We start from the raw sequence: 15,434 nt of genomic DNA, 5'->3' as shown, positions 1-15,434 counted from the left end.
CATCTTGTAGCGGATCTCCACCCTGGCGACCACCGCATCAATCCCCCGCACGTGCAGCTCATGAAAATTGAGCCCCACTTTTTCCAGCAACTCATGCCGCGCCACTTCAAAATAGTGCTGATAGTTGGCGTTGTTGACATGTCCCTGCACGTCGCATTCGTAATCGCGCACTTTCATCCTGTATGCAAAAACCGGCTCCATTGATTTTTTGCCCCCTTTCCTGATATTCTGTTCCCGTTTTCTAAATCGTCTGATTTTTTTCCTTCAACCATTCTCTTGCGTTGGCAAACGCTTCCATCCAGGGAGTTACCTCATGCTTGCGGTAAGCGTGGGGGTACCATGCGTTTTGCCAGGGGAAGACGGAGCGTTCGGGATGCGGCATCATGGCCAGGTGGCGGCCGTCGCGCGAGCAGACGGCTGCCGTGGCATAATCGGAGCCGTTGGGGTTACCCGGATATTCGTCGTAGAGATACTTTGCCGCGATGTGGTAAGCTGATTCGGACTTCGGTAACCGGAAGCGCCCTTCACCGTGTGCTACCCAAATCCCGAGCTTTGTGCCCGCAAGCGATTTGAGCATGACCGATTCGTTTTTAGGTATCTCCAGACTCACAAAAGTCGATTCGAATTTGTGGGATACGTTATGATGCATTTTAGGATGGTTCTCACCCATTTCGGGGTAGATCAGTCCCAGTTCCATCAACAGTTGGCAGCCATTACAGATACCTAAACTCAGCGTGTCTTCGCGGGCGAAGAAGCTATTCAGCGCCGTTTTCGCTTTTTCGTTGTAGCGGAAGCCGCCGGCCCATCCCTTGGAAGAGCCCAGCACATCGGAATTGGAGAATCCCCCGCAGAAGACGGCGAACTGCACGTCTTCCAGCGTCTCGCGGCCGGAGGTAAGATCCGTCATATGCACATCTTTCACATCGAAACCGGCCAGCCAAAGCGTATAGGCCATCTCCCTCTCGCCGTTGGTGCCTTTTTCACGGATAATGGCGGCGGTGAGTCCCGACCTCTCTTTCCTTCCGGGATTCAGCCCCAGCTCTTCCATCTTCCCTGTAAAGGAGGGGTTGAACCCGAACTGAAGCGGTTGGTTTTTATAATTTTCGAACCGCTGTGCGGCGCAGACTTCTCCGCTCTGTTTCCGGTCAAGCAGCCAGGAGGTTTTATACCACACATCACGCAGCCGGTCAATGTCAAGCTCTCTGGTAAATCCCTCTTTGGTGATGACCAGTTTGCGTTCTTCGATAGGGCGGGCTACAATAGCGGCCCCCACGCCGTAATCCTGCAGGATCTTTTCTACTAAATGATGATGTTTCACCTGGATGATCACCCCCGGGTTTTCGGAGAAGAGGATTTTTATGAGATCTGCATGCCGGATCTTATCGAAGCGTGCTTCCAGTCCCCCCTGCGGATTGGTGAAACACATCTCGAGCATGGCGGTGATCATCCCTCCCGCGGAGATATCATGTCCGGCAAGGATCAATCCGCGGTTCACCAACTCCTGTACGGCGGCAAACGTATTCTTGAAATATTCTGCATCGGTCACGGTAGGCACTTCGTCCCCGAGCTTGCTCATCGTTTGTGCGAATGCGGAGCCTCCCAGCTTGAAAGTATCGAATGAAAAATCGATATAATAGAGGTAGGTTCCTCTTATGTAAGCCAGCACAGGTGATACGATCTTGCGGATATTCTTTACCTCGGCGGCAGCCGAGATAATGACCGTACCGGGTGAGTATACTTTGTCGTCGCCATACTTCTGCGTCATGGAGAGCGAGTCTTTTCCGGTAGGAATGTTGATATCCAGGTCGCAGGCGAAGTCGGAGCAGGCTTCCACCGCTTTGTAAAGGCGGGCGTCCTCACCGGGGTTACGGCAGGGCCACATCCAGTTGGCGCTGAGGGAGACGGATGGCAGACCGTCGGCAAGCGGTGCAAAGACAATATTGGTGAGCGCTTCGGCCACTGCCATCACCGATCCGGCGGCAGGGTCTATCATGGCCACCTGGGGGGCGTGCCCCAGTGATGTGGCCATACCGGCATAGCCCTTGTAATCGAGTGCGATGGCGCCGCAGTCGCTCAGCGGCAGTTGGATTTCGCCCTGGCATTGCTGGCGGGCGATTTTTCCCGTAACGGAGCGGTCCACCTTGTTGGTAAGCCAATCCTTGCAGGCGACAGCCTCTAATTTGAGCACATCTTCGATATAGGTCTCCAGTAATTCCTGATCGTACTCCGGAGCGCTGTATTCTTCCGTGATGGTAGTATCTTCCATGATGGTGACGGGCGGTTTTCCGAAGAAGTCTTCCAGTTCCATATCGATGGGGCAGGCGCCGTCCGGCTGGCGGAAGGTGAATTTCATATCGCCTGTGGTTTCACCTACTACATACATGGGCGACCGTTCACGGGAGGCGATACGCTCGATACGTGCTATATCCTGTGGTTGTACCAGTAAACCCATCCGTTCCTGGCTTTCGTTTCCTATGATCTCCCTGGCGGATAGCGTTTCATCGCCGACAGGCAGTTTATCCATCTCGATGACGCCTCCTGTCTTTTCCACCAATTCCGACAGGCAGTTCAGATGGCCGCCCGCACCGTGGTCGTGGATAGAGACGATCGGGTTTTCGTCCGATTCGGCCAGTGCCCGGATCACGTTGGCTACACGTTTCTGCATTTCCGGGTTGGCGCGTTGTACGGCATTCAGTTCAATTCCTGCGGAATATTCGCCGGTATTAACCGACGAAACGGCGCCGCCACCCATACCGATACGGTAATTATCACCGCCCAGCACCACCACTTTTTCGCCGCTCTGCGGTTCTCCTTTTTTTGCATCGCGCTTGTTGGCATAGCCGATCCCGCCGGCAAGCATGATCACCTTGTCGTATCCGAATTTCTTGTCGTTTTCGGCATGTTCCAGGGTGAGTACCGACCCGCAGATCAGCGGTTGGCCGAATTTGTTCCCGAAATCGGATGCTCCGTTGGAGGCTTTGATGAGGATCTGTTCGGGGGTCTGGTAAAGCCATTTGCGTGGGGGAAGTGCCTGCTCCCATTCACGCCCTTCTTCGAGGCGGGGGTAAGAAGTCATGTAAATGGCTGTCCCTGCTACCGGGAGTGAGCCCCTTCCGCCTGCCAGCCGGTCGCGGATCTCACCCCCCGTACCGGTAGAAGCGCCGTTGAACGGCTCTACCGTGGTGGGGAAATTATGCGTTTCGGCTTTGAGCGAGAGCACGCTTTCTATCTCTTTGGTCAGGAAGAAATCGGGTTTATCGCCGCTCGCGGGTGCAAACTGTTCGATGGTCGGGCCCTGCACAAAGGCCACATTATCTTTGTAGGCCGAGATAAGGCTGTTCGGGTTGACGGAGGAGGTTTTCTTTATCAACTGGAACAGGGTCATCTCTTTCTCTTCACCATCGATCACGAATTTGCCGTTAAAGATTTTGTGGCGGCAATGTTCCGAATTGACCTGGGAGAATCCGAACACTTCACTGTCGGTAAGTTTGCGTCCCATTTTTTGGCTGACGGCGTTGAGGTAATCGATCTCTTCATTACTCAGGGCAAGTCCTTCCGCCTGGTTATATGCGGCGATATCGTCGATATATATGATCTCTTCCGGTTGTTTGTCGATGGTGAAAACAGATTGATCCAGTTTTTCATACCTGCGTTGCAACATCGGATCAAATTCCGTTGCCTCATCGTCTGTATAAGGGGTATATTCTTCGATGCGTGTGATACCCCCGATACCCATGTTCTGGGTGATCTCCACGGCGCAGGTGCTCCACGGGGTAATCATCTCACGGCGGGGGCCAATAAAGAGTTGGTCGATGCTTTCTGTGGGGAGCACTTCAGCCTCTCCGAACAGCCAGATCAGTTTCTTGATGTCTTCCGGGGAAAATTCCGTATTGGCTTGTATAGCGATCACGCTTTGGGAGGGAGTTCTGAAAAATGTAATCATATCTCTTTTTTTAGATTGACTTAGATTGAGTGGAATTGACTTAGATTGAGTGAGATTGATTTTTTTGGTGCGTAATCAATCTTTTATCAATCTTTCGTCGCTCTTTATTCACTAAGCTGAATTGAGTGACAAAGTTAATGAAAAAGCATGAAACGAGCATGAATTAAGAGTAAAGAACAAAGAGCCAAGAGTCAGGACATTTCAATTTCAGAGTTTTGATTTTAATCTTTTCACTACAGATTCATCTTGGTTCTTGATTCTAAAAATCTTGGTTCTAAAACGTTCCGTACACCTTCATGCCAAGAATTAAAAAATCATATGGAACATAGTATATAAAACATATTTTGTCTGTTTTGAGAATGGATGTACCTTTGCACCGGAAAAATTTGAAACCGAATCCCTATAAACTGATGGTATATGCTTGAGATAATGGCCAAAGGGTTTCTTATTGGATTGCTGGTCTCTGCGCCTATGGGGCCGATCAATATGCTGGTCATCCAGCGGACACTCAACCGGGGCTGGTGGCACGGTTTCGTAACGGGATTGGGTGCTATGCTGTCCGATCTGACTTATGCCGTGATCACATTAATAGGATTGAGTTTTGTTGCGGATTTTTTCGATAGCTATGAGCAGGTTATACGGGTTGCGGGAAGCATTATCCTTTTCTTGTTTGGCCTTATGGTATTCCGTTCCAACCCTTTGAGGGACTGGGCTCCCGATAAATTGTCCCAGGAAACACGGTATCTTAGGGATTTTGTTTCATCGTTTTTACTTACCTTTTCCAATGTGGCGATTATCTTAATACTTATGGGACTTTATGCCCATTTATCATTTAACCCTTTGGCGGATGGGAGAAGTTTTTTTGTCGCCGGATTGATCGCATTTACCGTGGCCACATTCGTATGGTGGTTTTTTCTCACCACTTTGGTTTCCTGGTTGCGCAAGCATTTTAACCGGAGAGGGCTGGTATTGCTCAACCGGAGTGTGGGTGCTGTACTGATGCTGCTCGGCGTGGGAGGGATCCTGTTGTTGTTCCCCCGACTGTTTTAACCCTCTATGTCCTAACTCTATGTGCAACCCTTTTATTATTGGTTTTTATTTTTAGAAATGATAATTATTCTTTCAACTACTATTTTGTCTTGTTTCGTAAATTAAACAGTTCACGGGTTGTAAGAATATCTGTAAACCCTTTTTCCTGACTTCGACACAGGGACACCCTAATAATTCGTCCAAAAATCCTCATCAAAAAGTTGGGCTATAGATTTGTGTCTTGGCGTTATCAGCATAGTTCTACTCATTGTATCTCCACTTTTCGGGAGTTTGATTTTAGCGTGGTAATGGCTTTTGCTATACTTAGTACCTTATCCACACTCTTCCCGACTCCCTTAATGGCATGCTTTCTTTCAAGTTCCTTGTATATTTTATATGCCACAAAACATACACATCTATGGGCTTTTATCCTTGATGGGGTAAAATGGAACATGGGGCGTATTTCAAGAATTCCCTTGGGTTACTCTGGAAGCCTTATGAGAAGCTTCTCATAAGTTCTTTAGAGCACTAAAAACAAGTGGTTTCAATATAGAGAAAACTCATTTAACTAACTTAAGGCATATCGAAAAACTTTTCGCTTTGGTCATAATTGCTTTTACCTCGGCATACCTTGAAGGAATATTTTTACTTCAGAACGTAAAACCGATAAGATTGCTATATAATGGCAGAAAAACAAAAGTCGATACAGAACAATAAGGAAGAAAGACAAAAACACGCGAGGCTTAAGAAAAGAGGGATGAATATGTAAGCTTTTTAGGGTAAATTTCACATATATCATCTTTAAAATCACAATTACATTAATATAAAATAACTTTAATTGCTGCTTTTATATGTATAAATAACATAAATTATTTGTAATTTTGCTTTTTCTGTTTTAATTTTGTGAAAAACCTAAAAAATATACGACATGAAAAAAAACCTATCAACAATCGGACTTGCTTTTTTGTTTGCAATTTTATTACAGAGTTCCTTATGAATTGGGGATATGATGGAGATAACGACAATGGCCTTTTCGGCAGTTATCCGGACGCAACATGGACATATTTGGATAGAGAATATAAATACGATAAGAAAATTCATTATGACTTCAGGTAGAATTTTTATTTATTTGTTTACAGCGATATTAGTGATGTCCTGCAGCGGCGAAAACGATACAATAGTTGGAAATCATGGATGGCACTTGAATTACATTCATCGGCCGGCTGAGAGTTTAATAGCCTATCACAATGATTATTCGCCAAACATCATTGACACCACATGTGCAGATTTACATATCTTTGTAACAAGTGCTCTCAAAGTACAACCAGGCTATTCCACACCTCACCACTATTCCATCGATGGAGACAAGGCGATTGAGCTGCAACTTGCAAACTTTCTTGATCCTGATAATGACAAGTACACTGGCGATGTGCCTATTCATGTAGAATACAGAACAGAGGCTTGCAAGTCTATTCGCATCACCATGTATGATAAGAACGGTTCATTCATATCTGATATAACAGACCAGGCACGTTTCTTTTATGTCAGCAATCCAAATTCCCACTCGGAAGTAGGAGAAAATATTATCATCAATTCTGAGAAAAAACTGTTAGGCAAAATTAAGATAGGAACAACCATAAAAGAATACTTGTCCGATAATCCCCTTGTGTTTGCTGAAGCTCATTTTATTTTTGACGGAATTGACAAGGAAAGCTTCTCGAATGGAAATTATGCAAAAGTTGAAATCGAATTGAGTAACGGAATCATATTGACATCTTCTTCTTCCATTCGTGGAAAATAAGAAATATCAAGTTTTTTTGCCGCCGGGTTGGCTGCATTTACCGCAGCTACCTTTGTGTGGTGGTTTTTTCTCACCACTTTGGTTTCCTGGCTGCGCAAACACTTTAACCGGAGAGGGTTGGTATTGCTCAACCGGAGTGTGTGGGGCATCCTAATGCTGCTCGGCGTGGGAGGGATCCTGCTGTTGTTGTTCCCCCGACTGTTTTAACCCTGTATGTGTAACCCTTTTATTTATAGGTTTTTATTTTTAGAAATGATAATTATTCTTTCAACTACTATTTTGTCTTGTTTCGTAAATTAAACAGTTCACGGGTTGTAAGAATATCTTTAAATCCTTTTTTTAAGAGCCCTTTATGCATTTGTTTATCGCCTGTCCATAATTTACAGTTGAACTGTTTGGTAAAGGCGATATAAACAGCATCTTTGGGATCTATATCCGATACCAAATCTGCTGCTAACTTCCAATGTCGGGGTTCTATCTGTTCTTCGGAAATAAACTCAATCGACTTGTACAACTGATATTCCGCTTCGAGGAGTTGCTTTATTGATAATTTGGAAATTTTCATCAGTTTATCATGATGACTATAAATTTCCGTTCGTAAAAACTCTGGCGCTATAAACAAAAACCTATCCGGAGAATTTAGCAACAGATCGCCTATTTTTCCGTTAGCATTCAATATGCCACTGAAAATAATATTTGCATCCCCAATGATGGTCATATGAAACGACTCTTGTTCCGTTCCCACCAATCTTCATTTACTTCATCCGCCAACTTGTCTATTTCCGATTGTTTGGCTTTTGATTGCGATATTGCTTCCAAATACCGGGCATAATCTATTAACCTCTGTATTCCGAACAAATCAATGTCTTTCGACAGTGAGATGGTAATGCTGTTATCTGTTATTCTTTCTATAATCATACTATATATTGCTTATGTAGTTTCCGCAAATATACAACTTCTTACGTGTAAATCAACAGGTAAACTTCTTTTAACCCTGCTTTCCTATCTCGATGACCTCAAGGTCTCTGATATTGCCGTCGTCCAGTACGAAACGGAGGAGGGTCCGCACCTGATGGAACCCGTACTTTCCGGCGGCGCCGGGATTCATATAGAGGCATTCCAGTTTTTTATCATACATCACTTTCAGTATATGGGAGTGGCCGGCAATAAACAGCTTCGGGGGATTGGCGCGTAACTGTGGCAGGACGGCAGGATCGTAACGGCCGGGATAACCGCCGATATGAGTGATCATCACATCAACATTTTCGAGCGTGAAACGCAATGTATGGGGATATGCCTGACGGACGGCAGCATCGTCGATATTGCCATAGACTGCCCGGAAGGGTTTCAATGCTTCGAACCGGCAGGCGAGGGTGAGGGAGCCGATGTCGCCGGCATGCCATATTTCATCGCATAAGGCAAAGTATGTCTCGAATTTCTCATCCCAATGGCTGTGGGTGTCGGAAAGTAATCCTATTTTTTTCATACGATTATTGTTTTATTCTGCAAAAATAGTTTATTCGAACAAACTTTGTATTTTTGAGGTTTAATGTATAAAAGAAAATCCATTATAATGGGAAATAATCCATACTCTTATTTCAAACGCGATATCAGCTGGTTGTCATTCAATTACCGTGTACTGCTGGAAGCGAAAGACGAACGGTTGCCAGTGTATGAACGCATCAAATTTCTCTCTATTTATTCTTCCAATCTGGAAGAATTCTATAAGATCCGCGTCTCGGGATACCATAGCTCCCTGCTGGAAAGCATCAATCGGGACGAATCGATGGAAGAGGCGATGAAGACCATTGTGCAGATCAACAGCGAGGTCACGGCACAGGAGAAAGAGTACTATCATATTTTCAACAACATGATCCTGCCAGAGTTGAAGCGAAACGGTATCGTGTTGTACCAGACCGACAAGGTGGAGCCGTTCCATCGGGAATATGTGAAAAAATATTTCAACGAAGAGGTATTTCCCTATTTGCAGCCGATGATCATTCAGAAAGATGATATCCATTCGTTTATTCAGGACGGTCGTATTTATCAGTCTATCAGTCTGTTGAAAAAGAAAAAAAAGTCGGATAAATGGGGATATACCTATGCAATTATGAAAATCCCCTATACCAAAATACCCCGGTTCATTGAACTTCCTTCGCATGGTGGCAATCATTACATCATGTTTATCGATGATGTGATCAAAGCGAATATGGAAAGTGTATTTCCGGGATATGAGATCGTGGACTGCTTCAGTATCAAGATCTCGCGTGATGCCGACTTTTCATTAGAAGACGAGGATCGGAAAGATATTGCCTCGGAGATTCTGCGCAAGGTGCGCAAGCGTAAGATAGGAGCGGTTACCCGGTTTCAGTACGACAAGGATATGCCGGACTATTTTCTGGAATATCTCTGTGAAGCGTATGAAATTGAAGAGGAAGAATTGCTCCCTTCGGGACGTTACCTCAATCTGGCCGACCTGTCGAGTCTGCCTAACCCGGTAGGTGATTCGCTGAAACAAAAACTGCCGCAACCACTGCGGGTGCCCGAACTGGAGACCAACAATTCCGTTCTGCGGGTATTGCGGAAACAGGATGTTTTACTGCATTTTCCCTACCAGTCGTTTGATTATCTGTTGCGGTTCCTTTTGCAGGCCGCCTTCGACCCCAAGGTGCTGGAGATCAAGGTGACCCAATACCGTGTAGCGGAGAACTCGGCCGTCATCAACAGCCTGATCAGCGCGGCGAAGAACGGTAAAAAGGTGACTGTCTTTGTAGAACTAAAAGCCCGGTTCGATGAGATGAATAATTACCTTACTTCCGAACTGATGCAGCAGGCAGGGGTGAAGATCATTTACAGCCTGCCGGGGCTGAAGGTGCATGCCAAGCTGGCCTATGTACGGAAGCGCAGCAACGACCCGGATGATCCCATCAAAGGGTATGCCTATCTGGGGACGGGTAACTTCAACGAGAAAACGGCCCGTATCTATTCCGATAAGGGATTGCTTACTTCGAACAAAGAATTTATCAAAGATATCGACGAGGTGTTCCGGGTGCTGGAGGGAAAACCTTATATGCACGACTTCAAACATCTGCTGGTGACACAGTTCAACATGCTTCCGGAGATCCACCGGATGATAGAGCGGGAGATCGAACATGTGAAGAATGGGGGCATTGGATATATCATCTTAAAGATGAACAGTCTGGAAGACAAAGGGATGATCAATGCGCTTTATCGCGCCAGCGAGGTGGGAGTGAAGATCGACCTGATCATACGCGGTATCTGCTGCCTGGTTCCCGGCCAGCCGTTCAGCAAAAATATCACCGTTACCCGTATCGTGGACGCCTATCTGGAGCATGCACGGGTCTGGTATTTCTTCAACGCAGGGGAAGAGAATATCTACCTGACCTCGGCCGACTGGATGCAACGTAATCTGTACCGCCGCATCGAGGTGGCTTTCCCTATCTATACGGAATCGCTGAAGCGACAGATCATCGATATACTGAAGATACAGCTTACCGACAACCAGAGCGCGGTATGGATCGACGAGAACCTGCAGAACGTATTTAAACGGGATACGGCTCCAATTGATGCACCCCCTGTACGCGCCCAGCAGGCGACCTATGATTACCTGAAAAAATCGACCCAGCAGTAAAGCTATTTTTTATCTGCTCCGGGGTCAAAATATGTATATTTGTCATACAAAAGCAATTGAATGGATGACATTATAAGGCAATGAAAACAATATCCGTAAAAAAACAAATGGCTTTCAGTTCTCAAAAAAGTAAATATCAATCACGTTCTTCTATTAACGAAGAAAGTCAAAGGATAAAGAATTTGTAACAAAAAAACGCACCGGAATTACGGAGCGGTGAGGGTATGAAAAAAGAAGGCATCCCGAAAAGGATGCCTTCTTGATATATATTGCGATAAAGAATTATTCTTCCGCCGTCACTTCCTGAAACAGATTTACACGTTTGTTTGCGCTCAGTTTTTCGAAGTCTTCGCGTGAGCCGACCACTAATTTCTCGAACTCCCTCTGGCCGGTTCCGGCAGGGATGAGATGGCCGCAGATCACGTTCTCCTTCAGACCTTCCAGCGTATCCGTCTTACCGTTGATAGCGGCATCGTTCAGTACTTTGGTTGTCTCCTGGAATGAAGCGGCCGACATGAAGCTGGTCGTCTGGAGCGCGGCGCGGGTAATTCCCTGCAACACCTGGTTGGCGGTGGCGGGAACGGCATCGCGTGCTTCCACCGGTTTCAGGTCGCGACGTTTCAGCGAGCTGTTTTCGTCGCGCAGCTTACGGGCGGTCACGATCTGGCCCGGTTCGAACAGTTGCGAGTCCCCGGCATTCATAATTACCTTCTTCCCCCAGATGCGGTCGTTCTCTTCCATCATCTCGTTCTTGTCAACCAACTGCTGCTCGAGGAAGCGGGTATCGCCCGGATCCACTACTTCCACCTTACGCATCATCTGGCGGACAATCACCTCAAAGTGCTTGTCGTTGATCTTCACACCCTGCAGGCGGTATACGTCCTGCACTTCATTCACGATATATTCCTGCACGGCAGTCGGCCCTTTGATGGCCAGAATATCGGACGGGGTGATGGCTCCGTCGGAGAGGGGCATCCCTGCGCGTACATAGTCATTTTCCTGTACCAATATCTGCTTGGAGAGGGGTACCATGTATTTCTTTATCTCACCTGTCTTGGAAGTGACGGAAATCTCCTGGTTACCCCGTTTGATCTTGCCGAATGATATTTCACCGTCGATCTCGGCAACTACCGCCGGATTCGACGGGTTACGGGCTTCGAACAGCTCGGTTACACGAGGCAGACCTCCCGTGATGTCACCGGCTTTACCAACGGCACGCGGGATCTTTACGAGCACATCTCCTGCCTTGATATCGTCGTTCTCGTTCTTCACGATGTGCGACCCCAGGGGAAGGGTATAGGTACGCAGGATATCGTCGTTCTCATCCACGATGTGTGCCGAAGGCGCTTTGGTTTTATCACGTGATTCGATGATCACCCTTTCTTTCAGGCCGGTCTGTTCGTCGGACTCGACTTTGTAGGTGATATTCTCAGTAAAGCTTTCGAACCGGATCTTTCCGGACGCTTCGGAAACGATGACCGCGTTGAACGGGTCCCATTCACAGATCAGGTCGCCTTTCTTCACTTTATCGCCCTGGTTGAAATAGAGTTTCGAACCGTAGGGGACATTATGGGCCAGCAGCACGATCCTGGTGTTGGGATCTATGATACGCATTTCCACCAACCGGCTTACCACTACTTTGTAGGCATTGCCTGCGGCATCGGTGGTCTCCACATAACGAAGCTCATCGAATTCCAGCGTACCGTCGTATTTGGTGACGATGCTGTTTTCGGTGGCAATGTTGGAAGCGATACCCCCTACGTGGAACGTACGCAGCGTAAGCTGTGTTCCCGGCTCCCCGATGGATTGGGCGGCGATCACTCCTACCGCTTCACCTCTCTGTACCATCCTGCCGGAAGCAAGGTTCCTGCCGTAACATTTCGCACAGACACCGTGGGATGATTCGCAGGTGAGTACCGAACGGATCTCCACACGTTCAATGGGCGATTCTTCAATTTTTTTCGCTATATCTTCGGTGATCTCTTCTCCTGCATTCACAATGATCTCTCCTGTGTTGGGATGCTGCACATCGTGTACCGATACACGTCCCAATATGCGTTCATAGAGCGAGGCGATCACCTCATCGTTATTCTTGATGGCTGTAGCTGCCAGACCGCGCAATGTGCCGCAGTCTTCTTCGTTGATGATGACATCCTGTGATACGTCTACCAGACGGCGGGTGAGGTATCCGGCGTCGGCTGTCTTCAGCGCCGTATCGGCAAGACCCTTACGCGCGCCGTGCGTAGAGATAAAGTACTCCAGCACTGACAATCCCTCCTTGAAGTTGGCCAAAATGGGGTTCTCAATGATCTGCGCTCCTTCGGCGCCGCTCTTCTGGGGTTTCGCCATCAATCCGCGCATACCCGACAACTGCCGGATCTGTTCGCGCGAACCGCGGGCACCCGAATCGAGCATCATATATACTGAGTTGAAGCCCTGATCATCTTCAGCGAGTTGCTTCATCAGGATGTTCGAAAGTTTGGAGTTGATATGCGTCCACGTGTCGATGATCTGGTTGTAACGTTCGTTATAGGTGATGAATCCCATATTGTAATTCTCCATGATCTGCTCTACTTCGGCATATCCTTCCTCAATGAGCGTATCCTTCTCTTGGGGGATGATCACATCTTCGAGGTTGAACGATAGTCCTCCTTTGAACGCCATATAGTAACCGAGGTCTTTGATATCATCGAGATACTGTGCCGTACGGGCTACCCCGCAGGTCTTGATCACCTTCCCGATGATGTCACGCAACGATTTCTTGGAAAGCAATTCGTTGATATATCCCACCTCTTTGGGAATGGCTTCATTGGTGATCACACGTCCCACGCTGGTTTCGTGCATCTTGCGGATCGGGTTGCCTTCCTCGTCGATATCGTCCACGACCACTTTCACCAAAGCGTGCACATCTACTGCGCCTTCGTTGTAAGCAATGATGGCCTCTTCCTCCCCGTAGAAGGTCATACCTTCCCCTTTTGCGCCGGGACGGATCTTTGTGATGTAATATAGTCCCAGCACCATGTCCTGAGACGGAACGGTGATAGGTGCCCCATTAGCGGGGTTCAGGATATTGTGCGATGCCAGCATCAGCAGTTGCGCTTCGAGGATGGCTTCGTTGCCGAGCGGCAGGTGGACGGCCATCTGGTCGCCGTCGAAGTCGGCATTGAACGCGGTACAGGCCAGCGGGTGCAACTGAATGGCTTTACCTTCGATCAGCTTGGGCTGGAACGCCTGGATCCCCAGACGGTGAAGGGTAGGGGCGCGGTTCAGCAGTACCGGATGCCCTTTCATCACATACTCAAGGATATCATATACAACCGGTTCTTTTCTGTCCACGATCTTCTTGGCAGATTTCACCGTCTTCACGATACCTCTCTCGATGAGTTTGCGGATGATAAATGGTTTATAGAGTTCGGCCGCCATATCTTTGGGCAGTCCGCATTCGTGCATTTTCAGTTCCGGGCCTACCACGATCACTGAACGTGCCGAGTAGTCCACACGTTTTCCGAGCAGGTTCTGGCGAAAGCGTCCCTGCTTACCTTTCAGACTGTCGGAAAGGGATTTCAGCGGACGGTTCGACTCGGTTTTGATGGCGCTCGATTTGCGTGAGTTGTCGAACAGGGAGTCTACCGCTTCCTGTAACATACGCTTCTCGTTGCGCAGGATCACATCCGGAGCCTTGATGTCGATGAGCCGCTTCAGGCGGTTGTTACGGATGATCACACGGCGATAGAGGTCATTCAGGTCGGAAGTGGCGAAACGACCTCCGTCCAGCGGCACCAGCGGACGCAGGTCGGGCGGGATCACAGGGATCACCTTCATGATCATCCATTCCGGCTTGTTGATATTTTTCGATCCGCGGAAAGCCTCTACTACCTGCAGTTGTTTCAACGCCTCATTTTTACGTTGTTGAGAGGTGTCGGTACTTGCACGGTGACGAAGTTGGTTGGCCAACTTGTCGAGATTCAGCCTTTCCAGTAGATCGAGGATAGCTTCCGCTCCCATCTTCGCGATGAACTTGTTGGGATCGTTGTCTTCGAGCAATTGGTTTTCTTTGGGCAGCGTATCCAGCAATTGGAGATACTCTTCTTCGGAGAGAAGATCTTTCTCCGCCACCTTTTCTTCCAATGCACCAGCTTGAATCACCACATATCTTTCGTAATATATGATGGAGTCCAGTTTTTTGGTCGGGATCCCGAGCAGATATCCTATTTTGTTGGGCAGCGACCTGAAATACCAGATGTGAGCTACCGGAACCACCAGGTGGATATGTCCCGTACGTTCGCGACGCACTTTTTTCTCGGTCACTTCCACGCCGCAGCGATCGCACACAATGCCTTTATAGCGGATGCGCTTGTACTTGCCGCAATGACATTCGTAGTCTTTTACCGGCCCGAATATCCGTTCACAGAACAGACCGTCGCGCTCCGGTTTATAGGTGCGGTAGTTGATGGTCTCGGGTTTTAATACTTCGCCGAAAGAGTTCTCCAGAACTTGTTCAGGCGACGCCAACCCAATCGTAATTTTTGAGAAGTTACTCTTTATTTTGTTCTCTTTTCTAAATGCCATATACTAATCAGTATAAAGAGTTATAGGAATATTAATAAGATTATCCCCGGAAGGAAAAAGGCCCTTCAACGACCCTTCTCATGTGAGGAGATGTATTAGTCGAGACTGACGTTAAGGCCCAGTCCCCTCAATTCATGAAGCAGAACGTTCAATGATTCGGGGATCCCGCTCTGGGGCATTGCCTCTCCTTTCACGATCGCTTCATACGCTTTGGAGCGGCCTACCACATCGTCCGATTTAACGGTGAGTATCTCCTGAAGGATATGAGCCGCCCCGAATGCTTCGAGCGCCCAAACTTCCATCTCCCCGAAACGCTGGCCACCGAACTGTGCTTTACCGCCCAACGGCTGTTGTGTGATAAGGGAGTAAGGGCCGATGGAACGGGCATGCATCTTGTCTTCCACCATGTGGCCGAGTTTGAGCATGTAGATGATACCCAC

The 15,434-nt window shown here is 47.8% G+C and carries 11 protein-coding genes; 4 read left to right on the top strand and 7 right to left on the bottom strand.

Going from position 1 to position 15,434, the window contains the following annotated elements; translation table 11 throughout:
* On the bottom strand, positions 1-201 hold a 201-nt coding region (locus Q0502_RS13940; protein ID WP_298651838.1), incomplete at its 3' end, for an acyl-CoA thioesterase.
* Positions 202-241: 40 nt separating this feature from the next.
* Entirely contained in the window at positions 242-3,943 is a 3,702-nt protein-coding gene (gene purL, locus Q0502_RS13935; protein WP_298651835.1) for a phosphoribosylformylglycinamidine synthase, read from the bottom strand.
* A gap of 417 nt (positions 3,944-4,360) precedes the next feature.
* Between purL and Q0502_RS13930 the strand changes: the two genes are divergently transcribed.
* From Q0502_RS13930 to Q0502_RS13920, 3 genes are all read left to right on the top strand, one after another.
* Positions 4,361-4,993 (top strand): LysE family transporter, encoded by a 633-nt coding sequence (locus Q0502_RS13930; protein ID WP_298651832.1) that lies wholly within the window; start codon positions 4,361-4,363, stop codon positions 4,991-4,993.
* Positions 4,994-5,978: 985 nt separating this feature from the next.
* Complete coding sequence (locus tag Q0502_RS13925; RefSeq protein ID WP_298651829.1) at positions 5,979-6,773, top strand: hypothetical protein; 795 nt, start codon at positions 5,979-5,981, stop codon at positions 6,771-6,773.
* Positions 6,774-6,800: 27 nt separating this feature from the next.
* Positions 6,801-6,980 carry a hypothetical protein gene (locus Q0502_RS13920; RefSeq protein ID WP_298651826.1) on the top strand — a complete coding sequence of 60 codons (180 nt, stop codon included), beginning with the start codon at positions 6,801-6,803 and terminating at the stop codon, positions 6,978-6,980.
* Between the two features lie 67 nt (positions 6,981-7,047).
* Here Q0502_RS13920 and Q0502_RS13915 read toward each other — a convergent pair whose 3' ends face one another.
* The 3 genes from Q0502_RS13915 to Q0502_RS13905 all read right to left on the bottom strand — a co-directional run bounded on the left by Q0502_RS13915 (position 7,048) and on the right by Q0502_RS13905 (position 8,259).
* Positions 7,048-7,491, bottom strand: a complete 444-nt coding sequence (locus Q0502_RS13915; RefSeq protein ID WP_298651840.1) for a PIN domain-containing protein — start codon at positions 7,489-7,491, stop codon at positions 7,048-7,050.
* On the bottom strand, positions 7,488-7,691 hold the full coding sequence (locus Q0502_RS13910) for a hypothetical protein (RefSeq protein WP_298651823.1): 204 nt from the start codon (positions 7,689-7,691) through the stop codon (positions 7,488-7,490). Before Q0502_RS13910 ends, Q0502_RS13915 begins: the two co-directional genes overlap by 4 nt.
* A gap of 70 nt (positions 7,692-7,761) precedes the next feature.
* Positions 7,762-8,259 (bottom strand): metallophosphoesterase family protein, encoded by a 498-nt coding sequence (locus Q0502_RS13905; protein ID WP_298651821.1) that lies wholly within the window; start codon positions 8,257-8,259, stop codon positions 7,762-7,764.
* Positions 8,260-8,346: 87 nt separating this feature from the next.
* On the opposite strand from Q0502_RS13905, the gene ppk1 reads away from it, so the two are divergent.
* The gene (gene ppk1, locus Q0502_RS13900; RefSeq protein ID WP_298651818.1) at positions 8,347-10,425 is read left to right on the top strand and encodes a polyphosphate kinase 1; all 2,079 of its coding nucleotides are present in this window, start codon (positions 8,347-8,349) and stop codon (positions 10,423-10,425) included.
* A gap of 282 nt (positions 10,426-10,707) precedes the next feature.
* On the opposite strand, the gene rpoC is transcribed toward ppk1, so the two are convergent.
* Both rpoC and Q0502_RS13890 read right to left on the bottom strand, forming a co-directional pair.
* Complete coding sequence (rpoC, locus tag Q0502_RS13895; RefSeq protein ID WP_298651815.1) at positions 10,708-14,994, bottom strand: DNA-directed RNA polymerase subunit beta'; 4,287 nt, start codon at positions 14,992-14,994, stop codon at positions 10,708-10,710.
* Between the two features lie 95 nt (positions 14,995-15,089).
* On the bottom strand, positions 15,090-15,434 hold a 345-nt coding region (locus Q0502_RS13890), incomplete at its 5' end, for a hypothetical protein (RefSeq protein ID WP_298651813.1).

Source organism: uncultured Proteiniphilum sp. (assembly GCF_937873925.1).
Taxonomy (GTDB): domain Bacteria; phylum Bacteroidota; class Bacteroidia; order Bacteroidales; family Dysgonomonadaceae; genus Proteiniphilum.
Note: the sequence above shows the minus strand (reverse complement) of the source record. Positions and strands in the feature narration are given on the sequence as shown.